At 56.5% G+C, this 25,277-nt stretch carries 25 protein-coding genes; 11 read left to right on the top strand and 14 right to left on the bottom strand.

What is annotated here, in order from left to right; translation table 11 throughout:
- Nucleotides 1-10 precede the first annotated feature (10 nt).
- Together ACR0BU_RS16765 and ggt are read left to right on the top strand one after the other, a co-directional pair.
- Complete coding sequence (locus ACR0BU_RS16765) at nucleotides 11-376, top strand: ATP-binding protein (protein WP_480738074.1); 366 nt, start codon at nucleotides 11-13, stop codon at nucleotides 374-376.
- 296 nt (nucleotides 377-672) lie between these two features.
- Nucleotides 673-2,250 (top strand): gamma-glutamyltransferase, encoded by a 1,578-nt coding sequence (ggt, locus tag ACR0BU_RS16760; RefSeq protein WP_480738075.1) that lies wholly within the window; start codon nucleotides 673-675, stop codon nucleotides 2,248-2,250.
- A gap of 35 nt (nucleotides 2,251-2,285) precedes the next feature.
- Here ggt and hspQ read toward each other — a convergent pair whose 3' ends face one another.
- Nucleotides 2,286-2,612, bottom strand: coding sequence for a heat shock protein HspQ (gene hspQ, locus ACR0BU_RS16755; protein ID WP_298937326.1), 327 nt, complete (start codon nucleotides 2,610-2,612; stop codon nucleotides 2,286-2,288).
- 328 nt (nucleotides 2,613-2,940) lie between these two features.
- Between hspQ and ACR0BU_RS16750 the strand changes: the two genes are divergently transcribed.
- On the top strand, nucleotides 2,941-3,522 hold the full coding sequence (locus ACR0BU_RS16750; protein ID WP_298937327.1) for a transglycosylase SLT domain-containing protein: 582 nt from the start codon (nucleotides 2,941-2,943) through the stop codon (nucleotides 3,520-3,522).
- Nucleotides 3,523-3,537: 15 nt separating this feature from the next.
- Here ACR0BU_RS16750 and ACR0BU_RS16745 read toward each other — a convergent pair whose 3' ends face one another.
- The 4 genes from ACR0BU_RS16745 to ACR0BU_RS16730 form a co-directional block, all read right to left on the bottom strand.
- Complete coding sequence (locus ACR0BU_RS16745; protein WP_298937328.1) at nucleotides 3,538-4,134, bottom strand: LolA family protein; 597 nt, start codon at nucleotides 4,132-4,134, stop codon at nucleotides 3,538-3,540.
- Nucleotides 4,135-4,173: 39 nt separating this feature from the next.
- Nucleotides 4,174-7,113: a DNA translocase FtsK gene (locus tag ACR0BU_RS16740; protein WP_480738076.1), complete on the bottom strand. Its 2,940-nt coding sequence runs from the start codon at nucleotides 7,111-7,113 to the stop codon at nucleotides 4,174-4,176.
- Nucleotides 7,114-7,127: 14 nt separating this feature from the next.
- A complete protein-coding gene (locus ACR0BU_RS16735; protein WP_480738077.1) occupies nucleotides 7,128-8,309 on the bottom strand; it encodes an aminotransferase class I/II-fold pyridoxal phosphate-dependent enzyme in 1,182 nt (393 codons plus the stop codon).
- Between the two features lie 108 nt (nucleotides 8,310-8,417).
- A complete protein-coding gene (locus tag ACR0BU_RS16730; protein WP_480738078.1) occupies nucleotides 8,418-9,746 on the bottom strand; it encodes an amidase in 1,329 nt (442 codons plus the stop codon).
- Between the two features lie 50 nt (nucleotides 9,747-9,796).
- On the opposite strand from ACR0BU_RS16730, the gene ACR0BU_RS16725 reads away from it, so the two are divergent.
- Nucleotides 9,797-11,059: an FAD-dependent monooxygenase gene (locus ACR0BU_RS16725; protein WP_480738079.1), complete on the top strand. Its 1,263-nt coding sequence runs from the start codon at nucleotides 9,797-9,799 to the stop codon at nucleotides 11,057-11,059.
- Here ACR0BU_RS16725 and ACR0BU_RS16720 read toward each other — a convergent pair.
- From ACR0BU_RS16720 to ACR0BU_RS16695, 6 genes are all read right to left on the bottom strand, one after another.
- Nucleotides 11,056-11,241: a Trm112 family protein gene (locus ACR0BU_RS16720; protein ID WP_298937333.1), complete on the bottom strand. Its 186-nt coding sequence runs from the start codon at nucleotides 11,239-11,241 to the stop codon at nucleotides 11,056-11,058. The genes ACR0BU_RS16725 and ACR0BU_RS16720 overlap by 4 nt on opposite strands.
- The gene (locus ACR0BU_RS16715) at nucleotides 11,238-11,879 is read right to left on the bottom strand and encodes an LON peptidase substrate-binding domain-containing protein (RefSeq protein ID WP_299887694.1); all 642 of its coding nucleotides are present in this window, start codon (nucleotides 11,877-11,879) and stop codon (nucleotides 11,238-11,240) included. The genes ACR0BU_RS16720 and ACR0BU_RS16715 overlap by 4 nt, the downstream gene beginning before the upstream one ends.
- Nucleotides 11,880-11,906: 27 nt before the next feature.
- On the bottom strand, nucleotides 11,907-12,824 hold the full coding sequence (gene trxA / locus ACR0BU_RS16710) for a thioredoxin (RefSeq protein WP_480738080.1): 918 nt from the start codon (nucleotides 12,822-12,824) through the stop codon (nucleotides 11,907-11,909).
- Nucleotides 12,825-12,909: 85 nt separating this feature from the next.
- Complete coding sequence (locus tag ACR0BU_RS16705) at nucleotides 12,910-13,698, bottom strand: exodeoxyribonuclease III (RefSeq protein ID WP_480738081.1); 789 nt, start codon at nucleotides 13,696-13,698, stop codon at nucleotides 12,910-12,912.
- Nucleotides 13,699-13,770: 72 nt separating this feature from the next.
- Nucleotides 13,771-14,178: a GFA family protein gene (locus ACR0BU_RS16700; RefSeq protein WP_480738082.1), complete on the bottom strand. Its 408-nt coding sequence runs from the start codon at nucleotides 14,176-14,178 to the stop codon at nucleotides 13,771-13,773.
- Nucleotides 14,179-14,402: 224 nt separating this feature from the next.
- A complete protein-coding gene (locus ACR0BU_RS16695) occupies nucleotides 14,403-15,089 on the bottom strand; it encodes a response regulator transcription factor (protein WP_120634046.1) in 687 nt (228 codons plus the stop codon).
- A gap of 162 nt (nucleotides 15,090-15,251) precedes the next feature.
- Between ACR0BU_RS16695 and ribA the strand changes: the two genes are divergently transcribed.
- Both ribA and ACR0BU_RS16685 read left to right on the top strand, forming a co-directional pair.
- Nucleotides 15,252-16,346, top strand: coding sequence for a GTP cyclohydrolase II (ribA, locus tag ACR0BU_RS16690; protein WP_480738083.1), 1,095 nt, complete (start codon nucleotides 15,252-15,254; stop codon nucleotides 16,344-16,346).
- Complete coding sequence (locus ACR0BU_RS16685) at nucleotides 16,343-16,843, top strand: L,D-transpeptidase family protein (RefSeq protein ID WP_480738084.1); 501 nt, start codon at nucleotides 16,343-16,345, stop codon at nucleotides 16,841-16,843. Before ribA ends, ACR0BU_RS16685 begins: the two co-directional genes overlap by 4 nt.
- Here the strand turns inward: ACR0BU_RS16685 and ACR0BU_RS16680 are convergent.
- A complete protein-coding gene (locus tag ACR0BU_RS16680) occupies nucleotides 16,827-17,486 on the bottom strand; it encodes a YggS family pyridoxal phosphate-dependent enzyme (protein WP_480738085.1) in 660 nt (219 codons plus the stop codon). The two genes, ACR0BU_RS16685 and ACR0BU_RS16680, sit on opposite strands and share 17 nt — an antisense overlap.
- 102 nt (nucleotides 17,487-17,588) lie before the next feature.
- Nucleotides 17,589-18,530 carry a porin gene (locus ACR0BU_RS16675; protein ID WP_298937341.1) on the bottom strand — a complete coding sequence of 314 codons (942 nt, stop codon included), beginning with the start codon at nucleotides 18,528-18,530 and terminating at the stop codon, nucleotides 17,589-17,591.
- Between the two features lie 284 nt (nucleotides 18,531-18,814).
- On the opposite strand from ACR0BU_RS16675, the gene ACR0BU_RS16670 reads away from it, so the two are divergent.
- The 5 genes from ACR0BU_RS16670 (at nucleotide 18,815) to ACR0BU_RS16650 (ending at nucleotide 24,075) form a co-directional block, all read left to right on the top strand.
- Complete coding sequence (locus ACR0BU_RS16670) at nucleotides 18,815-19,297, top strand: DUF3576 domain-containing protein (RefSeq protein ID WP_298937342.1); 483 nt, start codon at nucleotides 18,815-18,817, stop codon at nucleotides 19,295-19,297.
- Nucleotides 19,298-19,369: 72 nt separating this feature from the next.
- Nucleotides 19,370-21,904 (top strand): leucine--tRNA ligase, encoded by a 2,535-nt coding sequence (gene leuS / locus ACR0BU_RS16665; RefSeq protein WP_480738086.1) that lies wholly within the window; start codon nucleotides 19,370-19,372, stop codon nucleotides 21,902-21,904.
- Nucleotides 21,891-22,382, top strand: a complete 492-nt coding sequence (gene lptE, locus ACR0BU_RS16660; RefSeq protein ID WP_298937344.1) for an LPS assembly lipoprotein LptE — start codon at nucleotides 21,891-21,893, stop codon at nucleotides 22,380-22,382. The genes leuS and lptE overlap by 14 nt, the downstream gene beginning before the upstream one ends.
- Nucleotides 22,379-23,407: a DNA polymerase III subunit delta gene (gene holA, locus ACR0BU_RS16655; RefSeq protein ID WP_480738087.1), complete on the top strand. Its 1,029-nt coding sequence runs from the start codon at nucleotides 22,379-22,381 to the stop codon at nucleotides 23,405-23,407. The genes lptE and holA overlap by 4 nt, the downstream gene beginning before the upstream one ends.
- A gap of 71 nt (nucleotides 23,408-23,478) precedes the next feature.
- Nucleotides 23,479-24,075, top strand: a complete 597-nt coding sequence (locus tag ACR0BU_RS16650) for a glutathione S-transferase family protein (protein ID WP_480738088.1) — start codon at nucleotides 23,479-23,481, stop codon at nucleotides 24,073-24,075.
- Here ACR0BU_RS16650 and ACR0BU_RS16645 read toward each other — a convergent pair.
- A complete protein-coding gene (locus ACR0BU_RS16645) occupies nucleotides 24,072-25,262 on the bottom strand; it encodes a TIGR03862 family flavoprotein (RefSeq protein ID WP_480738089.1) in 1,191 nt (396 codons plus the stop codon). The two genes, ACR0BU_RS16650 and ACR0BU_RS16645, sit on opposite strands and share 4 nt — an antisense overlap.
- Nucleotides 25,263-25,277 lie beyond the last annotated feature (15 nt).

The following is a 25,277-nucleotide window of genomic DNA, read 5'->3' as shown; positions in this document are numbered from 1 at the left end:
GTGGACCGGCGTGAATCCAATTTCTAACGAGACCTGTCTGGAGTTGAGCTTTCCCGCAACGGAAGCTGAGGCCAGTGCCGGGATTGAACAGCTTAGCATCGGTTTGTCCAATCAAGGCTTACCTGTGCAGAAAGCGGATGATGTGAAAATCGCACTGGCTGAAGCAATCAACAATGTCGTCGAACATGCTTATGCTGGCATTGCGCCGGCGAAAGTTCAGGTCACTTGTCGACTGGATCAGGATCGACTGGATATTCTGATCTCGGACACGGGCAACCCTCTGCCAGGATTGCACCCCCCTGACGGAATACCAGCCTCGGTCGATACGACGCCGCAGGATCTGCCGGAAGGCGGGTTTGGGTGGTACCTCATATGAATTAACGAGTGATATCAGCTACGAGCGTCGCAAAGGATGCAATCGACTATCCTTGCGGTTTGATTTTACGGGGCACAGTTAGTTTAGCGAGGATAGTCACAATAAGGCCATTTTCGAACCATTGTAGCGCCCCAAACAACGTTCATAACTCATCCTGTAGCTCAGATAGCTTCCCTCGGCGTCACGAATCACAGCCCCCACCCAGTGAACGGCGCCGAGGAACTTCTCCCTTGAAATAGCTGGACAAAACGAGACCGCGATATACCTTCGCCACGTCAATGCGAAGGGGATGCGCCATGCGTGATTTGCACAAACCAGGTCGGTCAGAGGTTTTGGCAATCGAAGGGATGTGCGCCACATCGCACCCGCTGGCTGCAAAGGTGGCGATCGATGTTCTCGCCCAAGGCGGCAATGCGATGGATGCTGCGATTGCCGGTGCCGTTCTGCTTGGAATTTGTGAGCCGCAAATGACAGGATTGGGCGGTGATTGCTTTGTTCTGTTCAATCGAGCGGGCGAAAACGAAATACGCGCCCTGAACGGTTCGGGCCGCGCGCCTGAGAGCGCTTTGGCGCAACACTTGCGGGACAAGGGTTTTGCCTCCGTTCCATTGAACAGTCCTGACGCCGTTACCATCCCCGGGGCCGTGGACGCGTTTTGTCACCTTGCTCAGACCGAGGGGCGCTTGGGTCTGGAAGCCCTTTTGCAACCGGCGATTCACTATGCGGAACGGGGCGTTCCAGTCGCACCCAGAGTGGCTTTTGATTGGCAGATCGGTGCAGCGACGCTGCAAGGCGCAGCCAGAGAACGCTATTTGATCAACGGAAAGGCACCAGAAACCGGTCAGGTTTTTCGAGCACCGGGGCAAGCAGAAGTTCTACGCCGGATCGCCCGCAATGGGCGCGACGCCTTCTATTCGGGCGAAATCGCTCAAGACATGATCGCAGCATTGGCTTCAATGGGCGGCGTTCATACCGACGAGGATTTTATGAATACCAGATGCACGGTCACGGACCCCATAAGCGGAGACTACGGTGGTATCGAACTTGTCGAGCATCCGCCCAACGGACAGGGCGCCACGGCCATTCTGTTGCTGAACATTCTCAGGCATTTCGATCTGCAAAACATGGATCCTTTTGGGGCAGAACGGGTGCATATCGAGGCTGAGGCCACGAAACTGGCGTATGACGCACGAAATCGTCTCATCGCCGATCCGGATCACACCGATATGTCGGAGCGGTTCTTGAACCGTGAGATAGCAGAGCAGCTTGCCGCCCTAATCGATCCAAAACGCGCGATGTCTGCACCGGCGCCGCTGACCGAGACGGTCCATAAGGACACGGTTTATATTACTGTCGTAGACCGTGACCGAATGGCCGTGTCGTTGATCTATTCCATATTTCACAGTTTTGGTTCAGGCATTGCATCCGAAAAATACGGAATTCTTCTGCAGAACCGAGGGGCTGGTTTTACCTTGCAGCCGGGTCATCCCAATGAATTTGGTGGCGGGAAACGTCCCATGCATACGATTATCCCGGGGATGCTTCGCCAAAACGGCCGGGTGATGATGCCATTTGGAGTTATGGGCGGAGCCTACCAACCAACCGGTCACGCGCGTTTCCTGTCCAACCTTACTGATTTCGGCCTTGGACTGCAGGAGAGCATTGATGCCCCTCGCGCTTTTGCTGACGGATCCGTCCTAAAGCTGGAACGCGGTCATACAGATAAAATCTCGAAACAATTGTCTGAAATGGGTCACAATATTCAAAAACCGGAAACACCACTGGGTGGCGCACAGTCAATACGAATCCGCGAGGATGGAGTTCTCGAAGGAGCAAGTGATCCGCGCAAAGACGGCTGCGCCATCGGGTATTGACGGAAACCGCATCGCAACGAGCGGGTCAGACTTACTCAGTTAAGGTGGAAGTGCAACGGATATCCACCGTCTTCAAAAGGCCCGAACATGTTGGGAATATCGGGATGCTCAACGGGCTCGCCAGATTGGTCGGCGATCAAATTTTGTTCTGAAACATAAGCTACATAGAAGGATTGGTCGTTCTCGGCCAGCAGGTGGTAGAATGGCTGATCTTTGATCGGACGGCTGTCTTCCGGGATCGCCTCATACCATTCCTCAGTGTTTGAAAACTCAGGATCCACGTCAAAAACCACCCCTCGGAAGGGATGTTTTTTGTGGCGAACCACCTGACCCAGGCGGTACTTGGCTTGTGTCTTCAGCATTATTCTGCCCCCAAAGCAGTTACTACCCCGTTCCGGGTATAAAATCCAATCATTGATCTGCAATTCAGGGAAACAGTCTGTGAACCTCTGACTGACAGTGTGCAAGAACATGGGGTTCGTTTTTTCAACGACAAGCACCGGTTTTACTACGGTGACGTTAGGTTTCGTCGTCGATTAGCTGGCTGTCGCCCGATTTGCGACGCAGGAAATGACGTGTGCTTGCATGTCCACGCCTGACGGATCGGCCGTTTTGGCCATCGCTTCATGACGAATGTGATTCCCTCAGACTACAATCTGCGCTAGAATAAAGAAAAAAGGCACGAGGCACATGAGCAGAATTCTTATCGTACTCTTCGGGGTGCTGCTTTTGGCATCCTGCGGGGGTGGTTCGCAACGACCGCCCAGCAAGCTGAACGATGCATGCAGCATTGCGCGCGAACGTCCGGATTTCATCAAGGCGTTCAAAAGCACCGAACGGAAATGGGGCGTGCCTGTTCACGTCCAGATGGCGACAATCTACCAAGAAAGCCGATACCGCCACGACGCGCGCACGCCGCATCGTTACGTATTAGGCGTGATCCCGATGGGTCGGCAAAGTAGCGCCTATGGCTTCAGTCAGGCTCTGGATGGAACTTGGGATGAATATCAGCGCGAAACCGGAAAGCGCCGCGCCAAGCGGGATCGCATCCGCGATGCATCTGACTTTATCGGTTGGTACATGAACAAATCATACGAGCGCAACGGCATTCACCCCGCCGACACACGCAATCAGTATCTAGCCTATCACGAAGGTCACACTGGTTTTGCGCGCGGAAGCTACAACAATAAGTCCTGGCTGCTGAACGTCGCCAGCGATGTGGATTCACGCGCACAGTTGTATCAGTCACAACTGGCCGGTTGCAGATACTAAGACTGGCTTGGCGGGTCAGCGATTGTCTGACCCGCGCCTTTCCTTGCTGGAAAACAAATCCTGATCCAGGCGACCGCCGTCCGCCAGCGGTCCAAGCAATACCGTGGTCTGGCTGCCTGCGTTATCATGGATCACCCATTTGCGAAGCTCAACCGGATCACCTGTGAACATAAGTTCAATACGACCGGAATCTGGGTTTTTGGGATCCTGAGCTGTCACGACTGTGGCCGTACCATCGAAGCTATGGCCCACGACCATATTCGCCTGACTGAGGTTCACGTTCCTCGCCAAAACCAAGGATAGCGGGGTGCGCTTCAGGGGATACTGCTCGGGCGGTTGGTTCGACTTAGGATCGAATATCTTGACGCTGCCAGACCGGGCCACAACAACCGCACTGTTGGGTGGGTCGTATTCAAACCGCATTTTGCCCGGTCGCTCCAGCCACAGCTTCCCTGTGCTCAGCGACCCGTCATCATTGACCTGAGTGAATGTTGTCTGAACCGTTTTCAAACCGTTCAGGTAGGTTGATATCTGCGACAGCGGAAGCTTATCCGCGGCCCAGGCCGCCGGGGCAGCCAGTGTTAAAGCAAGGGCAAAAGCAATCTGTTTCATGACACTCAGATATGCGCTTTGACCTTGTTATTAAATATCCTATTGCTCGGGGACCAGGATTTCGCGCTTACCGACATGATTTGCCGATGAAACAACGCCTTCGTCCTCCATTTGCTCAACAAGCCGCGCAGCTTTGTTGTAACCAATGGCAAGTTTCCGCTGAATGTATGAGGTCGAGCATTTGCGATCCTTGATCACAATCGCCACCGCCTGATCGTACAAAGCGTCCTCACCATTGGTATTACCGCCGGTGTTCAAGCCCAAAACAGCATCGATATTGTCGGCTTTGTCTTCGGCCGGACCATCCAAAACGGTGTTCACATAGTCCGGCGGGCCGTACTGTTTCAGGTGGTTGACGATTTCTTCGACCTCTTCGTCCGAGACAAATGGGCCGTGACAACGGGTGATTTTGGCACCGCCCGCCATATAGAGCATGTCGCCCTGACCCAGCAGTTGTTCAGCGCCCATTTCACCCAGAATGGTACGGCTGTCGACTTTCGATGTTACCTGGAACGAAATACGGGTCGGGAAGTTTGCCTTGATCGTACCGGTAATCACGTCGACTGAAGGCCGCTGCGTTGCCATGATCAAGTGGATACCCGAGGCCCGTGCCATCTGTGCCAGACGCTGAATACAGGCCTCAATCTCTTTACCTGCAACCATCATCAGGTCGGCCATTTCATCGACAATTACAACGATATAGGGCATCGACTCTGGTGCGAATTCTTCCGTCTCGAACATCGGCTCGCCGGTTTCATCGTCAAACCCGGTCTGAACCGTACGGCTGAACATTTCGCCCTTGGCCAGCGCATCCTTCACCCGGCCATTGTAGCCGGCGATGTTGCGGACACCCATTTTGGACATCTTGCGATAGCGATCTTCCATCTCGCCGACGACCCATTTCAGGGCGACAACTGCCTTTTTCGGGTCGGTTACAACGGGCGACAGCAAGTGCGGAATGCCATCATAAACCGACAATTCCAACATCTTGGGGTCGATCATGATCAGGCGGCACTCATCCGGAGTCAGCTTATACAGCAGCGACAGGATCATCGTGTTAATTGCCACCGACTTACCGGAACCGGTGGTTCCGGCAATCAGAAGGTGAGGCATCTTGGCCAGATTGGCTACAACAGACTCGCCGCCGATATCCTTCCCCAATGCCAGCGGCAGGGCCTGATTGCCGTCGCCAAAATCTCGGCTGGACAGAATTTCCCGCAACACCACCATCTCGCGGTTCTCGTTCGGCAATTCGATGCCAATGACCGAGCGACCCGGCAGGGTCGAAACCCGTGCCGATAGCGCTGACATCGACCGCGCGATATCGTCGGCCAGACCGATCACACGGCTGGCTTTCAAGCCTGGTGCCGGCTCCAATTCGTACATGGTAACAACCGGGCCGGGACGGACGCTGACGATCTCGCCTTTGACGCCATAGTCATCCAGCACGTTTTCAAGCATCCGTGCATTTTCCTCCAAGGCCTCATCGCTCAGATGATGGCGCTGAATGGCGGACGGGTTTGACAACAAGCCAAGCGGTGGCAATTCGAAATCCGAGTGCTTTTCTTCGAATGACAATGTCGGTTGCGCCTCGGCCTGCGCACGACGCGACGGTGAAGGTGCACGGCGAACCGGTTGTGCCACAACGGGCTTCCGCGGCTCTGCGACTGGAATTTTCATCGCAGGACGTGATTGCATCGCCTGATCGGCCGCATCTTCAAACACGGCTTCGTCCTCAATTTCTGGCTGGGGCTGATACTCATTCATGTAGTCGTCGGCATCAGCCAGCTGCGGTGCATATGCGTCGGCAACCGGGTCTTGCCAGTCGACTGCCCCGGCACCTGTCATCGGCGGTTCCGGCGGCAAACCCGTCGAAGTCAGTGGCGGCTCAGGTGGTAATCCATCGTTCTGCGAAGCATTCAGGATCAGGGGGTCGGGTCCGCGCCCCCTGCCCTTGGTGAGCGGCAGATTCGGATCGGGCTCTGGTGTCACTTCCCCGCTGGCGACTTTGCGATTGCGCACAGCCGCCGAGATTTTGGACTGAATGCGGTCCTCTCCGGGCATGTCATCATAGCCCATGACAGGATCCGGGTCGATCAACTCGGGTTCTGGCATTGGGTCCGGGCGGCGGATCAGTGAGGGCATTCTGGCCAGTAGACCCGTCTTAGCAACGGGTTCCGGATCGAACAATTCCGGCTCATCAAAGACTGGATCGGCGTAGGCCAACTCGTACTCGTAAACAGCCTCGGCCGCTTCCACGCGAGCCGCTTTGCGATCATCCCACTGTGCGCGACGTTCGCGCGCAGCCCGTGCCGTCGCTGACGCTCCGCGGCCCAACAGGGTCATCAGCATGTCGTAGGCCATCACGAGTCCCAACAGAAACGCGCGGAACCCCCGCTGTACATCCGTTTTGATGAAGCCCAGCACAAAGATACCCAATGCGATCATCCCAACGGCCATAATCAGGGACATCAGTTTGACCAGAAAATGAGAGGCGATCGGCAGCAGGGTCAGCAAGGCGCCCATTGCAGTATCGCCGAACAGGCCTCCTAACCCATAGCTATGGGTCGCGCGCCACTCGGCACCGGGTAGCAGCGTTGCGGCGTACACAGAGACAACGGCAATCCAGATCGGGGCAAAGATCAAGCGGGCTACGGCCCGCTCTTCACCGAAATGCCCGGCAAACCGCACACCCCAGCCAATCAGCACCAACGCAATGCCCCAGCTTCCCCAACCAACGATCATGAACAGCGGCGCTGCGATCGAGGCGCCGATCCGCCCCATCCAGTTCTGCACTGGTGCGTCTGTTGATACCATCCAGTTCGGATCGTCCGGCGTATAGGACCAGATCATTGCAGCGGCGGCAAAGCCCAAAAGGATCAGGGCTATCCCGATCAGTTCCTTGCTGCGCCGTTCAATGGCGGCTTGGGTCGTGCTGTCCAACAATGGATCGCGGTTGCGCGCGTTGTAAGATGCCATTTTGCCCTCGTACCTCACAAATAGATGCAGTCGCGGAGCTGGGTCAGCCCGTGCTGCATCTCTGTTCTTGGGGCCACCATGGCGACCCTGATAAACTGCTCGCCCGGGTTCTTTCCCGGATCACCTTGAGAAAGATATGCGCCCGGCAAAACCCGAACTCCGGTTTCCTGCCAAACCTTAAGCGCTGTTTCCTCGCCATTCTCGACGGGCAACCACAGGAAAAACCCGGCTTCAGCGGGCATGTAGCCTTGAACGCCGGCGAAAACCGCATCCGCAATGGCGTATTTTTCCTGATAGAGCGCACGATTTTCAGCAACATGGGCCTCGTCTGCCCAAACCCGGGCGGCGGCAGCTTGAAGCGGCGCGGGCAACGGGGAACCTGAGTAGGCGCGCAACTGTTTGACGAGCTTGATCGTTTCTGGCCCGCCTGCAATCAGACCCGACCGCAAACCAGCTAAATTCGACCGTTTCGACAGTGAATTGAACAGCGTGACCCGCTCGGGATCAGCGCCGAGCTCTTGTGCGACAGTCAGAACGCCAACTGGTGCCTCGTCGCGGTAAATCTCGGAATAGCACTCATCGGCGAAGATGCGGAAATCGTATGCCTCGGCCAGCCGGATCAATTCGGCCCAATATTCGCGCGATGCGACCGCCCCCTGCGGGTTCGCGGGCGAGCAGATATAGGCCACGGCGGTGCGGTTCAACACGTCCTCGGGCAAGCCTGCATAATCCGGCAAATGTCCCGTGGCTGCGGTAGCAGGTACGAAATACGGCTCCGCTCCGACCGAGATCGAGGCGACCATGTAGACCTGATAAAATGGGTTCGGGCACAGGACGACCGGTTTTTGGCCGTTCTTTTGTTCGGGGCACAGGGCCATCGCGGCATTATATAACCCCTCGCGCGTGCCGTTCAGAGCCATCACATTGGTGTCCGGATCCATCGCCACGCCATAGCGCCGTTTGATCCAGTCAGTGATGGCAGCGCGCAGTTCGGGTGATCCTTCATTCGGCGGATATCCCTGGAATCCACCGGCGTTTTCCATGATCACATCCGTCACCCAGGCCGGAAAATCGTGCTTGGGCTCGCCGATGGTCATGTGAATTACGTCGCCACCCGGCTGATGATGATCCAACAGGGCGCGCAGGCGCGGGAATGCATATGCCGGTAGGTTCGAGAACCGCTCGGGGAAATTCATAAGTACTGCCTCAATACCGGGATCATTTTCGCCCCGTTTTTTGTCAGATTACAGATCACGCACCCCTTCGTCCAGACAAAGAGGTGCCGAATCAGGGGATTGTGGCATTCAGGTCAGTGCAGATTCGACCGCTGAACCGGCACGCAATAGGGCCTCTTCAGACCCTGGATAGCCCAACATCATAAGGCCGCATCCCGGTGTTCCAGTGGGCAAAGTCAGCGCAGCCAAGCCCATCAGATTGCCGATCCGGGTGTTCCGCAGGGCAAGAAGGTTCTCGGTCACGTAATACTCATGATCGCTCATCAAACGGTCCAGATTGGGCGGCAGTATTGGCGCAGTCGGGGCCAACACGGCGTCGAAACTGGCCGTTGCCGCATCCCAAGCGGTGCGGCAAGCCTTTAATTTCGACCACGCGGACACATAATCCGGACCGGAATACGTCTTGCCCATACGGAACCGTTCCAGAATTTCGGGATACATCGCCTCGGGGTTCGCTTCGATCACGTCACGCCAAAGGCCATAGGCTTCGGTAGTGTAAAGAACACCGGACAGACCCATCGCCTCGTTCAATTCCGGCACGTCCAAAGGAACGATTTCAGCACCCGCTTCCTGTAGTTTTCGCAGCGCATCATCATAAGCTTTGCGCGGCATATCACGCAGATCATCCTTGGCTACATTCTGCAGGTCGGCAAACCGCCGCCCTTTCAGTGTCGCCCCGCGTAGATCTGCGGGTGTTCCACCTTCCAGAAGCGCCAGCACATGTGCTGCATCTTCGACAGATCGCGCCAAGGGCCCTACGGTGTCGAAGCGCAGGCAGAGCGGTACCGTGCCTTCCAGACTGACCCGCCCAGCGGTGGTTTTCAAACCCACCAAATTGTTCCAGGCAGCCGGGATGCGCACGGACCCGCCCGTGTCCGACCCAATGCCACATGCCGCCAAACCCCAAGCAACAGACGCCGCTGCGCCAGAGGATGATCCACCTGAAACCGCGTCTTCATCGTCAATACAGGGCGGCGTGCCGGTGATCGGGTTCAAACCAAGACCCGAAAAGGCCAATTCGCTCATATGTGTCTTGCCCAAGCAGACGGTTCCCATGGCTGTGGCGTTGCGTAGAACCACTGCGTCTGCGTCGGGTACGCGGCCTTTCAGCAAGGCTGATCCTGCCTCGGTTGCTGTACCAGCGGTATCGAACAAATCCTTCCAACTGATCGGAACCCCATCCAACAAGGAACGTCGCAAGCTCAGACCCGCTCTCTCTTTGGCGGCGGCAGCCTCGGCCCGTGCTCTGTCATGGCTCACGCGTGCATAGATCCGGTCGCGGTGCGGATGGGCATCAATGGCGGACAGGTAGGTTTCGGTCAACTCAACCGGATCAATTTGGCCCATGCCGATTCCACGACCCAGATCACACGCCGTCATGGTCAACCAATCCTGCATTTTATCCCTCCGATTTCTGGCTTTTGGCGACGGTAGCGACAGGACCGCACATGGACAATCCCGAAAGGGCGCGCATATTGCAGGGCATGACAATGGCTTCGAATATCCTGATCGTTGGCGGCGGCTTGAATGGCCCGGCGCTGGCGCTGGCGTTGGCGCAAACCGGGCATTCGGTTGCAGTAATAGACACGCTGCCAGAGACGCTGCGTATGAAGGCCACGTTTGATGGGCGCGCATATGCCTTGGCGTTGGCGTCTCAGCGTCTTCTGGATGCGATCAAGGTTTGGGATCGGGTCGCGGAGCACGCGCAGCCAATGCTGGAAATCAAGGTGACGGACGGCTACGCAGGCGCTGGCCCGTCGCCGTTCTTTATGCATTTCGACCATGCCGAGATCGAAGAAGGTCCGATGGGATACATGGTCGAAGACCGCCACCTTCGCCGCGCCTTTTTGGACGCGATGACGCAAGAGCAGCAGATCACCCAACTCAGCGGCAAGACAGTTGTTTCTCAAAAGACCGACATGGCAGGCGTAACACTGGCACTTGACGACGGATCCACCGTTTCGGGTCAGTTGGTCGTCGGATGTGATGGTCGCCGCAGCGGTACAGCGGCGCGTGCCGGTATTAAGCGCAGCGGTTGGGACTATGGCCAAACAGCCCTGGTTTGCGCCATCGAACATGATCTGCCGCATCATGGCGTCGCCCATCAGTTTTTTATGCCCCCAGGCCCGTTGGCGATCCTGCCTCTAACCGGCAACCGCAGCTCGATTGTCTGGAGCGAACATACGGAAACCGCGCAGCGCATCAACGCCATGTCTGAGACGGATTATCTTCAGGTCCTGCGCCCCCGTTTCGGAGATTTCCTCGGTGACATATGGCTACAGGGCGACCGATTCACCTACCCGCTGAACCTGACCATCGCCAATTCCTTCATATCGGACCATTTGGCTTTGGTCGGGGACGCCGCCCACGGCATGCACCCGATTGCCGGGCAAGGCCTGAACGCAGGCCTGCGCGATGTAGGCGCATTGGCCGAGGTTCTGACTTTGGCTGGGCGTCGAGGGGAAGACATCGCATCGACACTGGTTTTGGAGCGGTATCAAGAGTGGCGCCGGTTTGACACCGCCGCTTTGGCCATGGCGACGGATGTGTTCAACAGGATGTTTTCAAACGACAACCCTGTCCTGCGGATGGGCCGCGATATCGGCATGGGCCTGGTCGGCTCGCTGCCCGGGTTGCGCCGTAGCTTTGTGCGCGAGGCCGCCGGGCTGACCGGAGACTTGCCGAAACTGCTGCAGGGCCGCGCGATTTAGTCCAGTTCGCGGGCCTCGTCCACCAACATCACTGGTATTCCATTGCGGATCGGAAACGCCAAACCCGCAGCTTTCGACACCAGCTCCTGTCGGTCAGCGTCATAATGCAGGGTCGTCTGGGTTTTTGGGCAAATCAGCGCCTCAAGCATGTGGCGGTCAAATGCGTGTTCGGATGCGTTCATTGCAGTGTTTCCTCATTTGAACCGCCACGAAGGGCGAACTCGATCAATGTCACCAGTGTTTCGCGCCGGGTGCGCAAACAGGGCGCCTCAAGCAAAGCCTGTTTTTCTTCGGGATCGAAATCCAGAAGCATCGAAAGCGAATTCACCAGTAATTCGTCATCGGCATCTTTCATGGAATCCCAATCAGTTGACAAATCCCGTGATGAGAAGAACCGCTCGAGTAAGGTTAAGAACCGTGTACGATTAAACTCGTCATCCTTTTCGGTTTTACCCAAGTCGCGGTCAAACCCACCCCATGCGACAGCACACCGCCGATAAGGTGTGAATGCGTCCAGTTCCGAAGTGATCCGAAACCGCGAAACCCCGGTGAGCGTGATCAGATACCTACCATCCTCAGTCTCGGAAAACTGTGTCACACGACCGGCACATCCGATCTGATGCAATTTCTTTTCGTCACTCGGGGACGGGTTCGGCTGCACCATGCCAATCAGACGTTCCTTGGTCTTCAAAGCATCATCCAGCATTTGCAGGTAGCGCGGTTCAAATATGTGCAAAGGCAAGCGTGACCGGGGCAACAGCAACGCCCCGGGCAGTGGAAAAACGGATATCGTATCCGGCAGGTCGGCGGGATGCATCATGTATCCGAGTGTAGCTCTGAACCGGAATTAGGCAAATATCATCGAGCTGAGTTTGCGGCGTCCGTTCAGAACAATCGGATCATTTGGCTTCAACGCATCAAAGATCGTGAACAGCTGCGACTTGGCTGCACTTTCATTCCATTCGCGATCCCGGCGGAACAGTTCTAGGAGTTGCGCCACGGCCTCTTCCACATCGCCATTGGCATGCAGTGCCTGCGCCAGATCGAATCGCGCCTGATGATTGTCCGGTTCAGCGTCCACCAGCGCTGTCAGATCGGCCACCGGACCCGCGTCAGCGGCCTGTTTGGCCAGCTCAAGCTGCGCATGGGCTGCTTCGATTTCAGGCGACGTAGAGATCTCGGCGGGTGCGCCATTCAAGATCGCTTCGGCCTGCTCAAGATCACCAGATGCAATGTGAGAACGCACAAGACCACCATAAGCCGCGGCATGGTTGGGGTCTTCGCCCAGGATAGCGGCAAAAGTCTGAGCTGCATCAACAGCGGCACCTTCAGTCAGCATTTCCTCGGCTGCTGCCACCGCGTCTTCCAATTGTCCACCGGGGCTTTCCCCACCAGCGGCTTCTATAACACGATCCACAAATGCCTTGATTTCAGATCCCGGCACGGCACCCTGAAATCCATCAACAGGCTGACCCTTGAAAAAGGCATACACGGTTGGGACCGACTGGATGCGCAATTGCGAGGCGATTGCCTGAGCTTCGTCGACATTGATCTTGACCATTTTCACCGCGCCTTTGGCAGCGGTTACGGCTTCTTCCAAAAGTGGGCCGAGCGTTTTGCATGGGCCACACCAAGGTGCCCAGAAATCAACGATAACAGGAATGTCCTGTGAGGATTCGACAACGTCGGCCATGAACGTGGCCTCGGTTCCATCTTTGATCAGATCACCGGTATCAGAGCCGGCTGCGGTGTTCAGAAGGTCCATGGCAATCACTCTTTCGTTCAAATTTGCGCCCTATATGCAACCACTGAGCGCGGAAACCAAGGGGGAGTTTTCAGGCCGTATCCGATCAAATGTCAAAGGTCGCAAAAACCGGAGCGTGATCACTTGGCTTTTCCCAGCCACGCGCGTCGCGCAGAACCCTGCTGGAATGGCCCGCGTTCGAAATATCGGGTGTCGCCCAGACGTGATCCAGCCGCCGCCCCTTGTCCGCTGCATCCCAATCTCGCGCGCGGTAGGACCACCAGCTATACAGCTGCCCTTCGGGGATATCCTGACGGGTGATATCGATCCAACCGCCTGCGTCTTGGGTTTCGGCGAGTTGCTCGACCTCGATGGGTGTGTGCGACACGACCTTGAGCAGTTGCTTGTGGGACCAGACGTCATCCTCACGCGGGGCAATGTTCAGATCCCCGACCAGAATTGATTTCTCTGGCTTGTCCGCGTGAAACCAGTCCCGCATTTCAGTCAGATAGTCGAGTTTTTGACCGAATTTCTCATTCACTTCGCGATCGGGCACATCCCCACCTGCAGGAACATAGAAATTATGTATCGTCACTCCGTTCTCCAAACGACCGGCGATATGTCGGGCATGCCCCAGACTAGCAAAGTCCTTGTCGCCAACATCCTCAATGGGTAAGCGAGACAGAATAGCGACGCCGTTATAGCCCTTTTGACCCCGCGCAATCATATGGCTGTAGCCAAGCGCCGAAAACGCCTCGGTTGGGATCTTTTCCACTGGCGATTTACATTCCTGCAGACACAGAACATCCGGTGCTTCTTCCTTTAACAGCTTCAGCACGATCGGCTCACGCAGACGGACCGAGTTGATGTTCCAGGTGGCAAGGGTAAAGGGCATGGGGCAGGCTTCCTCTGTCGCGGTTGGCGCAACCTATCGCGGTGTAGGTGCAGGTGCTATCGGAAAAAACGTCTAGGACGGATGCCCATCAGATTGGGGTGCATCATCGTAAATCTCATACCAATCAGGTTTCTCCGAGACAAACTCGTGAAACTGGACCTTTGAAGTCAACGTCGTGTCCAGCGCGTTCGCTGCGATTGGGAAACTGTCTTCATCCGACAGAATCTCGCCAAGAGATGTTCCGCAGTCTTTGCAGAAACATCTGCCGTATTTGTAAGGAGCATTTGGCCGGTACAACGCCACCTTGTCCCTACCCTGCAGCCATATCAGATCTTCCTTTTTCACAAACACAATCGTGCTGGCCCCGGCTTTACGGCATCGGGAACAATGACACGTGCCCATTACGGAGGGTTCGCGTTTCAGTTGAAACCTAACTGTTCCGCAACAACAACTACCCTGAATCACCAAGAATGCCTCCATCCAGAAAATTCTAATGGAACATTACAAGAACATCTGATGCGGAGCAATGTTGGAATTGTCCGCAATCCTGCTGATAACAAGCAATAACAGAACAAAAAAAGGCCGGGCCAAAGGCCCGGCAGTCCAACAGGGAGGTGCATGTCATTACCCGGACATACACGGGTCGGGAGTAATCTAATTATGACCACAGAGTATCACTTTGATCCAAATCAATCTACAGGCGATCAAGATACTAGGCGATATCCGCCCGATTCTGTGACCAAAAGACGCGCATTTGACGGATCAGGCTCGATTTTCTGACGCAGCCGGTAGATGTGAGTTTCCAGCGTGTGCGTAGTCACTCCAGCGTTGTAACCCCAGACCTCGTGCAGCAACACGTCCCGGGCCACCACGCCATCAGTTGAACGATAGAGGAACTTGAGAATATTGGTTTCTTTCTCGGTCAGACGAATTTTGCGGTCATCTTCAGTGATTAACATTTTCATCGCAGGCTTGAACGTATAGGGGCCAAGAACAAAAACAGCGTCTTCGGACTGTTCATGCTGCCGAAGCTGCGCGCGAATACGGGCCAACAGAACCGGAAACTTGAATGGCTTCGAAACGTAGTCATTGGCACCAGCATCCAGACCCAGGATCGTATCGGCATCGCTGTCATGGCCCGTCAGCATCAGAATCGGACTTTTGACACCTTGTTTACGCATCAGGCGACACAGCTCGCGGCCGTCCGTGTCCGGCAGACCAACATCCAGAATCACCAGGTCGTAGATCGCCTCGCGCGCCCGCTCCATTGCGGACTGACCGTCATGCGCTTCAAACACATCGAAATCCTCGGTCATCACCAGTTGTTCGCTGAGTGCTTCGCGCAGGTCTTCATCGTCATCCACCAGCAGGATTTTCTTGAGTTGAGCCATTTCCCGGTCCTCCAAAGCCTTTTCCATCACTTGCGCGTGGAATATGCAATCAACAAGCTTTGCTGCAACGCGCTCACGCCCTCGTGTCCAAGGCAGCGGAAATATTTCACATTTTGCCCCGAAAGCGCTAGGACAAGGGCTGAACGTTACAGGGTAACATAGATGAGTCTGATCCCAGATATCACCGAACTGCTTGCACGAGCCCGCGCAGATCTGCGCATGGGCGTACCCGTCGTACTGACGGACGACAGCGGGTTCGGCGTGCTTGCTGCCTCGGCAGAAACACTCAGCCCGCAACGCCTGGCCGATCTTCGTAGGCTTGGCGGCGAACCGGTGGTCACAATCACTGGACGACGAGCGGAAACGCTCAAGGCACGGGCCTATGATGGTGATCTGGCGCGGGTTTTGATTCCAGAAGATGCAGATCTCGGCTGGGTTCAGGCCGTTTCCGATCCGTCGGACGATCTAAGTTCCCCTATGAAAGGACCGCTGATGACCAAGCGGCAGGGCAACGCACACTTGCACCGTATTGCTATCGCGTTGGCAAAGTCTGCGCGTCTTCTGCCCGCAGCGATCGTGGTTCAGGTCGAGGACGGCAAAACATTCGCCGCAGACCACGGTCTGACATGCATTGATCACACCCGCGCTGCCCCTCATCTGGCGGGCCGCAGCGCGCTGCACGAGGTTGTCGCCGCGCGCCTGCCGATGGAAGTATCAGAAGCTGGACGTTTGCATGTTTTCCGCCCCGAAGATGGGGGGGAAGAGCATTATGCAGTTGAGATCGGGCGTCCGGACCGGGACAAGCCGGTTTTGGCGCGATTGCACTCGGCCTGTTTTACCGGTGATCTGATGGGCAGCCTGAAATGTGACTGCGGCCCGCAACTGCGAGGCGCGCTGGCCCAAATGGGATCAGAATGCGCAGGCGTCCTGCTCTATCTGAATCAAGAGGGTCGAGGCATTGGTCTGGCAAACAAGATGCGCGCTTATTTTCTGCAAGATCAGGGGTTTGACACTGTCGAAGCCAACCACCGCTTAGGCTTTGAAGATGATGAACGGGACTTTCGCCTCGGCTCGGACATTCTGAAATCGTTGGGGTTCAACTCGGTCCGTTTGCTGACAAACAACCCCGCCAAGATTGCAATGATGGAGCGTACCGGCATCGCTGTGACCGAACGTGTTCCGTTGAAAGTCGGCGAAACCGCCCACAACCGTGCGTATCTGGCAACCAAGGCGGCGAAGTCCGGGCATCTGCTGTGACACCCGGTGATCTGGTGCTGACACCGAATGGTGTTCGGTTTCGTGGTCAGCTTTTCCCCTGTTCAATCGGCAGGGGCGGATTGAGCAATTTCAAACGTGAGGGCGATGGGGCTACCCCAACAGGCGTCCACCGTATCGCGGGCATGTTGTATCGGGCCGACCGCATCGCAGCACCGAACTACTGGGCGCGCGCCATCGGACCTCGGGATCTTTGGTCTGACGATGTGTCCGACAAAGACTACAATCACTTAGTCTTGGCGCCATACGCGTACAGCCACGAAAAACTGCGCCGCGCGGACCCGCTTTATGATCTGGTGTTTATTACCGACTGGAACTGGCCAAACGCAGTGGCGGGTCGAGGTTCGGCAATCTTTGTGCACCAATGGCGCCGACCTGGCTATCCTACCGAAGGATGCGTGGCTTTTCGACGTGAGCATCTGCACTGGATTGCCCGTCATATCGTACCGGGCACACGATTGATTATCCCTGCGGTTTGACCCGCTCGCCAAAGATGGCGGACCCCACACGCACATGGGTCGCCCCCAACGCGATGGCCTGTTCGAAATCGCTACTCATGCCCATGGACAGACCTTTCAGCCCGTTGCGTGCAGCGATCTTAGCCAATAATGCAAAATGCAGCGACGGTTCTTCATCAATCGGAGGGATGCACATCAATCCGCGAACCGGCAGGTCCAGTTCGTTGCATTCCGCTACAAACCCATCTGCATCTGCAGGAAGAATTCCCGCCTTTTGGTCTTCTGCTCCGGTGTTCACCTGAATGAACAAATCAGGACAGGATCCGATCTCCTGCGCCAGCCTTGCCAAAGTCTTTGCCAGCTTGGGACGATCGACGGAATGGATCGCGTTGCAAAGCTCCATCGCCTGACGCGCCTTGTTGGTTTGTAAGGGGCCGATCAGATGCAGATCAATATCGCTGTATTGCTCTTTGAACGCGGGCCATTTGCCAGCGGCTTCCTGAACCCGGTTTTCACCAAAACAGCGGTGCCCTTGTTCAAGAACGGCCTGGACCCGTTCATTTGGCTGCACCTTGGACACGGCGATCAACTTTACCGACCCATCAGACCGTCCGGAACTGGTTTCGGCCTTGGCAATGCGGGCGGTGATATCTTGCAATGACATGGCGTTCCTCAATCTGTCTTTGGCGCAGAGAAACACGATGTCGACGCAAAAGAAAAGGGCGGGTCAGAAGACCCGCCCTTAAACCTTGCGGTTCAGATCAACTTAGAAGTTGAACTGGGCACCGAAGTCGGCACGTGTCTGGCTTTCGCCGTCGCCACGCTTCGAGCGGCCAACACCACCGCGCAGCGATGCACCGCCGCCCAGGTCGTAGATGGCACCGATGCCGTACTGCTGGTTATCGTCGTCCGCCGAACCGTCACCGTAAGCGAAGGTCAGAGTGGTTGCAGCGCCAACATTGTAGGCTGCCGACAGACCGTATGCAGTGCCGTTACGTGTTGCGTCAGCAACATCGTCGTCCGCTACAAACAGAGTACCCGAGAAGTCACCGAATTCTGCACCCAAGGTCAGAACGGTCAGGGTCTGCTTCTCTGCACCACCAACGCCGTCAGTTTGACCATAGGCCAGAGCTGCGGTGATGTTGTTGAAGGTGTAGGTCGCGCTGATGTCCCACTTGTCTTCGCCGCCAGAGTCTTGGTCATACGACGCGCCGAAGGCGAAGTCGTTGATGGCGTACTGGAAGAACACAGCGTTTGCGCCAGCGCCGGTCGAAGAGTACGACAGGAAGCTGTAGTCAACGCCAGAGTACTGACCAATGAAGTTTTCCAGGCCAGGCTCGTTACCGTAGTAGTTTGCCAGGTTGTCAAACGAACCTGCGACGTTACCTGCGTCAACACGCAGACCACCGTAGATGACCGAGAAGCGCGCGCCGTTCAGGCCAGCTGCGTTGGCTTCACCAGTGTCGGCGTCTTCGTCAGCTTGCAGACGAACACGGCCTTCAAAGCGAACGCCACCGTCGGTTTCTGCGATTCCGTCGATGTTCAGACGGAAGCGAGAAACCAGAATGGTGTCGCTAATGTTAGGATCTGTCGAACGGTCTTCCAGGTATCCAATACCAAAACGACCGTAACCGCCGAATTTCACTTCAGCTGCTGCAACGCCTGCGGTCGCAATCAGCGCCGTCGTTGCGAAGAGAACTTTTTTCATCTTGTTTCCCTCGGTTTCAATTAAACAGTTTTCTACTCGACACATACCTCGGCATATGTCTCAGCACGGACACCGTTTCGCTCTTTTTGCCCCCCGGGTGCAAGCTTGGCCTAATTGTGGCGGCCTCATTCGGGTCAAATTGGTGCAAGGATGCCACAGTCACTTTTGCCTGCCTTTCCGCGCAGTAGGCCGATATTTCAAAAGAATAGGCTTGTTGCAGATGGGGTCCTTAGCTAGGAGTATCCACCAACAACGCACAATCAGTGAAACAGGACCTGCTTACAATGCGCCTGCCGACAGTTTTGGGTATGATCATGCTGACCGCCACCATTTCGGCATGCGGGCAGAATCGAAGCACAACCACGTACAATCCCAACCTCGTTGGGGGAAATTCCGACGAACGTGAATTGAACGATTCTGATCGAACGACAATCTGGGACATTTTTGATCGCGGCAACGCCGAGCAGACAACCAATGTAAATCGGTATCTGTGGGCGGCCTCACTGGATGTTCTCAGCTTTCTACCAGTGCAAGAGGTTGATCCGTTTACTGGCGTGATCGTAACAGGTTACGGCAAACCCCCGGGCGGCGGCCGGTCTTATCGGGCCACGGTACATGTCAGCGATCCAGCTTTGGCTGCACGGTCTTTGTCGGTTGCTCTTCAGTCTAACGGAGGCGCACCAGTCAGCGCTGCGACAACTCGCGCCATCGAAGACGCCATCCTTTCCCGGGCGCGCCAGCTACGCATTGCGGACAACAAGTTCTAGCAACCCGACGAAATTCACAATAAGACCACGCCGGGTTCCTGCCCGGCGTTTTCATTCACGAAGGACCGCAAGATGTCGCGTTACTCGGCCACCGAAATCGAAGCAAAATGGCAAGAGGCCTGGGATAAGGCTGGAATCTTTAGGGCCAACCACAAGGCGGACAAGCCGAAATACTATGTGCTTGAGATGTTCCCCTACCCGTCCGGCCGAATCCATATGGGGCACGTACGCAACTACACGATGGGTGACGTGATCGCACGGCACAAGCTGGCAACCGGCCACAACGTGCTCCACCCTATGGGCTGGGATGCCTTTGGAATGCCTGCGGAAAACGCGGCCATGGCCATTGGTGGTCACCCCAAGGACTGGACCTACAGCAATATCGCGGACATGCGCGCGCAGATGAAGCCGCTGGGTTTGTCGATTGATTGGTCCCGCGAATTCGCTACTTGTGATCCCGAATACTACGGTCAACAGCAGGCTTTGTTTCTGGATATGCTTCAGGCCGGGTTGGTGTATCGCAAGAACGCTGTGGTGAACTGGGATCCGGTCGACATGACGGTTCTTGCCAATGAGCAGGTCGAAGCCGGGCGTGGCTGGCGCTCGGGTGCTTTGGTTGAGCGGCGCGAACTGACGCAGTGGTTCTTCAAAATCTCGGATTATTCCGAAGAGCTGCTGGACGCGCTCGACACGCTCGAAAACTGGCCAGCAAAAGTGCGCCTGATGCAGGAAAACTGGATCGGCAAATCGCGCGGCCTGCAATTCTCGTTTGATCGCACCGACGAAGGTGAGCCGATCACGGTCTACACGACTCGACCGGACACTTTGCTGGGTGCGTCCTTTGTTGGTATCTCGCCCGATCACCCGATTGCCAAGCAACTTGAAGCCGAGAATGCGGAACTTGCTGAATTTGTTGCTGAATGCCGGAAAATGGGCACCACCGAGGAGGCTGTTGAGACAGCTGAAAAGCTGGGCTATGACACCGGCATCAGGGTCAAGCACCCGCTGGACCCAAATTGGGAACTGCCGGTCTGGATCGCGAACTTTATCCTGATGGACTATGGCACCGGCGCGATCTTTGCCTGTCCGGCGCATGATCAGCGCGATCTGGATTTCTGTCGCAAATACGACTTGCCGGTGATCGATACGTTCTTCGCCTTGGACAACGATACTCCGGTCGACAAAATCGCCTTTGTGCCTCCTAAGACTGAAAAAGTCCGTTGGGCGAACCATTTCGCTGGTTTGACTGAGGCGACGGGCGATGAAGCAATCAACGCCACCGTCGATTTCGCTGAGAAAGCGGGCTGGGGCGAAGGTGTCACAAAGTACCGTCTGCGTGACTGGGGCCTGTCGCGTCAGCGCTACTGGGGCTGTCCAATTCCCGTTGTGCATTGTGATTCCTGCGGCGTCGTGCCCGAAAAGCCCGAAAACCTGCCAATCCGCTTGCCCGATGATGTCACCTTCGACAAACCGGGCAACCCCCTGGATCGCCATCCAACTTGGCGGGATTGCAAGTGTCCTAATTGTGGCGCTGCGGCTAGGCGCGAAACCGACACGATGGACACGTTCGTCGATTCCTCTTGGTACTTCGCCCGTTTCACTGCGCCCAACGCCGAAACACCCACCGATCTGGTCGAGGCCGAATACTGGATGAATGTCGACCAGTATATCGGCGGCATCGAGCACGCGATTCTGCATCTGCTGTATTCGCGGTTCTTCGCGCGGGCGATGAATATCACCGGCCATTTGCCAAAAAAGGCGATCGAGCCATTTGATGCCCTGTTCACCCAAGGCATGGTGACGCACGAGATCTATCAGACCCGCGATGCCAACGGTCGCCCGGTCTATCACCTGCCCGAGGACGTGACCGACGGCAAACTGGCTGATGGCACTGAGGTCGAAATCATCCCCTCCGCCAAGATGTCGAAGTCGAAGAAAAACGTGGTTGACCCGGTCAGCATCATCTCGGCCTTCGGTGCCGACACCGCGCGCTGGTTCGTGTTGTCCGATTCTCCGCCGGAACGGGATGTAGAATGGACTGCAGCCGGTGCCGAGGCGGCGTTCAAACATCTAAGTCGGGTCCATCGCATCGCGTCCGAGATCGTCAGTTCGGACGATCCGGCCAATAATGAAGACGAAACCCTGCTGCGAGAGATGCACAAAGCCATCCATGATGTGTCGGGGGGTGTCGAGTCCTTTGGGTTCAACGCCTCGATCGCCAAGCTTTATGCCTTCACCAATACTTTGGCGAAATCCAAGGCGGGTACAGGCGCCAAGCGCGAAGCGGCCAAAACGCTGGCGCAGCTGATGTCGCCGATGACCCCGCACCTGTCAGAAGAGCTGTGGCAGATGCTGGGGGGCGAAGGACTGGTGGTCACTGCCCCATGGCCCGTCGCCAATGAGGGCATGTTGGTCGATGACACCATCACCCTACCGATCCAGATCAATGGGAAACGCCGTGCGGAAATCAGCATTCCCAAGGATTTGGGAAAGGATGAGGTTGAAAAAATCGCGCTCAGCACCGAAGCTGTACAAAGGGCACTGGATGGTGCCACGCCGAAGAAAGTGATCGTAGTCCCGGGCCGGATCGTAAATGTCGTCGTTTGATCGAAGAACCTTTCTGTTGATGCCGCTGGCGCTGGCCGCCTGCGGCTTTGAACCGGTGTATGCCCCGGGCGGATCGGGTTCAGAATTGTATGGAAAAGTTGCGGTTTCCGCCCCAAACACTGTTGAAAGCTATTTTCTGGTTCAAAATCTGGAACAGCAGCTGGGCCGCAGCGCAAGCTCTGGCTCGGAATACAAACTGGATGTGCAGGTTTCGACTGTGACCCGAGGCGCCGCCATCTCAACAACCAATGAAACCAACCGATATACCATTGACGGAAGCGCCCAATATTCGCTGCGTTCCAACGAGACTGGACAAATCGTTGCATCAGGTAACGTGACCGATTTCGTTGGCTATTCGGCTGCTGGATCAACCGTGTCCACATTAGCGGATGAGCGTGACGCGAAAGAACGGCTGATGGTGATTCTGTCGAGCCAGATCATGAACCGCCTCTACGCCACACCAGGTTTGTCCGCATGAAACTGAGCCCGCGCGAGGCTGAAGGATATTTCGCCAAGCCGGACGCCAACAAAACCGGATTGCTGATCTACGGAGCAGACGCAATGCGGGTCGCGCATAAACGCCAGCAGGTTCTGGCCGCTCTGCTTGGATCGGGTGCTGAAGAAGAAATGCGCCTCACCCGAATGCCCGGCGATGATCTGCGCGGTGATCCGGCTTTGCTACTGGATGCGGTCAAAGCTGTTGGTTTCTTTCCAGGCCCCCGCGCCGTCTTCGTCGAAGATACCACCGATACGGCCGCGCCAGCGATCGTTGCGGCCCTGGAAGATTGGTCGCCAGGTGACGCCCAGATTGTCGTGACCGCAGGGCAGCTCAAGCCAAGCTCAAAAATCAGAAAAGCGTTCGAGGCGCATCCGGCAACCTATGCGGTGGGGATCTATGATGATCCACCCTCCCGAGCCGAGGTCGAGAGGGTGCTGGCACAAGCCGGTGTGCAGAACATTCCAAACGACGCGATGTCAGCGATCAGCGAATTGGCCGTCGGCCTCGGCCCCGGGGACTTCGCCCAAACCATTGAGAAGCTGTCGCTTTACAAGCGCGGCGACACCTCTGAGCTGACGATCGAAGATATTGACGCCTGTGCACCGCGTTCGACCGAAGCGGTGGTGGACGACGTGTTGAACGTGGTCGCAGAAGGACGGGCCGGAGAGATCGGACCTATGATCCGGCGGCTTCAGGCCCAAGGAACCAACGGCGTCACGTTGTGCATCGGCGCCACGCGGCACTTTCGAACACTTTATGCCTGTGCTTCTGACCCTGGTGGTGCAGCCCAAGGGATCGGCAAGCTGCGTCCACCGGTCTATGGCAAGCGACGTGACCGGATTCTGCGGCAGGCGCAGGGTTGGGGTGCTCCCAAGCTGCAAACCGCATTAAGGGTTCTAACCGATACGGATTTGTCGCTACGGTCGGCAAGTCAGACTGCACCCGCTATGGCGCTGGTCGAACGCGCGATGATCCGATTGGCGATGCTCGCCCGTTCGCGATGAACACGCGTTTCGCTTGACGCCTTCCCGATCTGCCCCACACTCGGCACAGTCCCACTCAGCAGGAGCCCCGCATGTACAAGGTCTATGGCAGCATCCCCAGCCGCGCCTCGCGCGTTCTTTGGATGCTGGAAGAAATCGGTCAGCCCTATGAACACGTCAAGGCCCGTCCGCGTGATCCGCAAATCACTGCGTTGAATCTGTCGGGTAAAATCCCTGTGCTGGTCGATGGTGATGCGGTGATCAGCGACAGCTCGGCGATCATGACCTACCTGGCGGATAAGCATGGGGCGCTTACTTATCCTGCCGGAAGTCTCGAGCGCGCGGCACAGGATTCGGTTTTCTTTACCATGCTCGACGAGTTGGATGCGGTGCTGTGGATCGCAGCACGTCACACTTTTATCTTGCCCGAGGACAAGCGCGCGCCTCAGGTTAGTGAAACGGCAATGTGGGAGTTTGATCGCAACCTTCAGCGCCTTGAAAAGCAGTTCGAAGGTCCGTTTCTGCTGGGCGAGAAGATGACCATAGCAGACATCCTGTTGGTTCACTGCATGAGCTGGGCCAGAGGCGCACGGTTTTCGCTGAATTCCGACGTGCTGAACGCCTATAGCAAAGAGATGAGGAACCGGCCCGGATACCTGAAATTGGCCGAACTTGCGCAAAAGTCCTAACGGATGCTCTGGGCCTTCAACCAGTCGACGGCGGACTGGCCAGCCCACCGGCCCGTCGCAAAACAGGCGGTCAACAGGTAGCCACCGGTTGGGGCCTCCCAATCCAACATCTCTCCGGCGCAGAACACACCCGGCACGGCCCTGAGCATCAGGCCGTCATCCAATTCGGCCCGAGGAACACCGCCAGCGGTCGAAATTGCCTCATCCATAGGTCTTAGACCAGCATGTCGGACAGGCAGGGATTTGATCACTTGCGCCAATGCGTCTGGCGTATCCGGAAGCGGGCGGCCGAATTCCATCAGCAAAGCTGTTCGGGTGCCGCCAAGTTTCAATACCTTGCGCAAGTGGTTAGACAGGCTGGATTTACCGCGGGGCTTGCTTAAACGGGTCGCGATTTCGCCTTTTGTCAGGTCTGGCATCAGATCGATGGTCAGGGGTGCGCCCTTTCTCACCGCCTTGCAGATGGTATAGATACCGCCACCTTCTAACCCGTGTTGGGAAATCACCGCCTCGCCCCGCGTTTGCGCGGACCCTGCCTGTAAAGCAACGCCCTTAATTGGCGCGCCTAAATGTGGCGACATATGCTGTGACCACTCGACCAGCAGGCCTGCATTTGCCGGGGCAAACGGGGTCAAAGTAAGTCCCTTAGCCGCCAGAATTTCGGCCCAACTGCCATCGGAACCCAACCGCGACCAACTGGCCCCTCCCATGGTGAGGATCGCGACATCAGCGACGACAGACTGCGGCCCTTCCGGTGTGTCGAACGTCAACGCTTGGCCATCCCAACCGGTCCAGCGCCAGCGCACTCTTACATCGACACCCGCCTGTCCCAGTCGCGCAAGCCATGCGCGCAGCAATGGGGACGCCTTCATCACTTTGGGAAAAACCCTGCCGGTTGAGCCGGTGAACAACTCTTGCTCCAGATCGCGGGCCCAGTTCTGAACCCCCTGAGCATCAAATGCAGCGATCATCGGCTGCAACCAGTCCGCAGCTTCATCGTAAGACGCGATAAGGGTTTCAAGCGGCGCATCTTTGGTCAGGTTCAAACCCGATTTGCCAGCCATCAACAATTTGCGTGCAACTGACGGCTTGGCTTCGGCCACAACAACCGAATGGCCAGCATTGGCCAGTTGTTCTGCGGCCATCAAACCTGCTGGCCCTGCCCCGATCACCACTGCCTGCGCCATTGTCGCCCTCTTGCC

The organism is Ruegeria sp. CK2, from assembly GCF_056536585.1.
Note: the sequence above shows the minus strand (reverse complement) of the source record. Positions and strands in the feature narration are given on the sequence as shown.

Excerpts from the sequence above, each read along its gene's own strand:
- ggt (WP_480738075.1), top strand. The coding sequence starts at position 673 with ATGCGTGATTTGCACAAACCAGGTCGGTCAGAGGTTTTGGCAATCGAA.
- hspQ (WP_298937326.1), bottom strand. The coding sequence starts at position 2,612 with ATGCTGAAGACACAAGCCAAGTACCGCCTGGGTCAGGTGGTTCGCCAC.
- ACR0BU_RS16750 (WP_298937327.1), top strand. The coding sequence starts at position 2,941 with ATGAGCAGAATTCTTATCGTACTCTTCGGGGTGCTGCTTTTGGCATCC.
- ACR0BU_RS16745 (WP_298937328.1), bottom strand. The coding sequence starts at position 4,134 with ATGAAACAGATTGCTTTTGCCCTTGCTTTAACACTGGCTGCCCCGGCG.
- ACR0BU_RS16740 (WP_480738076.1), bottom strand. The coding sequence starts at position 7,113 with ATGGCATCTTACAACGCGCGCAACCGCGATCCATTGTTGGACAGCACG.
- ACR0BU_RS16735 (WP_480738077.1), bottom strand. The coding sequence starts at position 8,309 with ATGAATTTCCCCGAGCGGTTCTCGAACCTACCGGCATATGCATTCCCG.
- ACR0BU_RS16730 (WP_480738078.1), bottom strand. The coding sequence starts at position 9,746 with ATGCAGGATTGGTTGACCATGACGGCGTGTGATCTGGGTCGTGGAATC.
- ACR0BU_RS16725 (WP_480738079.1), top strand. The coding sequence starts at position 9,797 with ATGGACAATCCCGAAAGGGCGCGCATATTGCAGGGCATGACAATGGCT.
- ACR0BU_RS16720 (WP_298937333.1), bottom strand. The coding sequence starts at position 11,241 with ATGAACGCATCCGAACACGCATTTGACCGCCACATGCTTGAGGCGCTG.
- ACR0BU_RS16715 (WP_299887694.1), bottom strand. The coding sequence starts at position 11,879 with ATGATGCATCCCGCCGACCTGCCGGATACGATATCCGTTTTTCCACTG.
- trxA (WP_480738080.1), bottom strand. The coding sequence starts at position 12,824 with ATGGACCTTCTGAACACCGCAGCCGGCTCTGATACCGGTGATCTGATC.
- ACR0BU_RS16705 (WP_480738081.1), bottom strand. The coding sequence starts at position 13,698 with ATGCCCTTTACCCTTGCCACCTGGAACATCAACTCGGTCCGTCTGCGT.
- ACR0BU_RS16700 (WP_480738082.1), bottom strand. The coding sequence starts at position 14,178 with ATGGAGGCATTCTTGGTGATTCAGGGTAGTTGTTGTTGCGGAACAGTT.
- ACR0BU_RS16695 (WP_120634046.1), bottom strand. The coding sequence starts at position 15,089 with ATGGCTCAACTCAAGAAAATCCTGCTGGTGGATGACGATGAAGACCTG.
- ribA (WP_480738083.1), top strand. The coding sequence starts at position 15,252 with ATGAGTCTGATCCCAGATATCACCGAACTGCTTGCACGAGCCCGCGCA.
- ACR0BU_RS16680 (WP_480738085.1), bottom strand. The coding sequence starts at position 17,486 with ATGTCATTGCAAGATATCACCGCCCGCATTGCCAAGGCCGAAACCAGT.
- ACR0BU_RS16675 (WP_298937341.1), bottom strand. The coding sequence starts at position 18,530 with ATGAAAAAAGTTCTCTTCGCAACGACGGCGCTGATTGCGACCGCAGGC.
- ACR0BU_RS16670 (WP_298937342.1), top strand. The coding sequence starts at position 18,815 with ATGCGCCTGCCGACAGTTTTGGGTATGATCATGCTGACCGCCACCATT.
- leuS (WP_480738086.1), top strand. The coding sequence starts at position 19,370 with ATGTCGCGTTACTCGGCCACCGAAATCGAAGCAAAATGGCAAGAGGCC.
- lptE (WP_298937344.1), top strand. The coding sequence starts at position 21,891 with ATGTCGTCGTTTGATCGAAGAACCTTTCTGTTGATGCCGCTGGCGCTG.
- holA (WP_480738087.1), top strand. The coding sequence starts at position 22,379 with ATGAAACTGAGCCCGCGCGAGGCTGAAGGATATTTCGCCAAGCCGGAC.
- ACR0BU_RS16650 (WP_480738088.1), top strand. The coding sequence starts at position 23,479 with ATGTACAAGGTCTATGGCAGCATCCCCAGCCGCGCCTCGCGCGTTCTT.
- ACR0BU_RS16645 (WP_480738089.1), bottom strand. The coding sequence starts at position 25,262 with ATGGCGCAGGCAGTGGTGATCGGGGCAGGGCCAGCAGGTTTGATGGCC.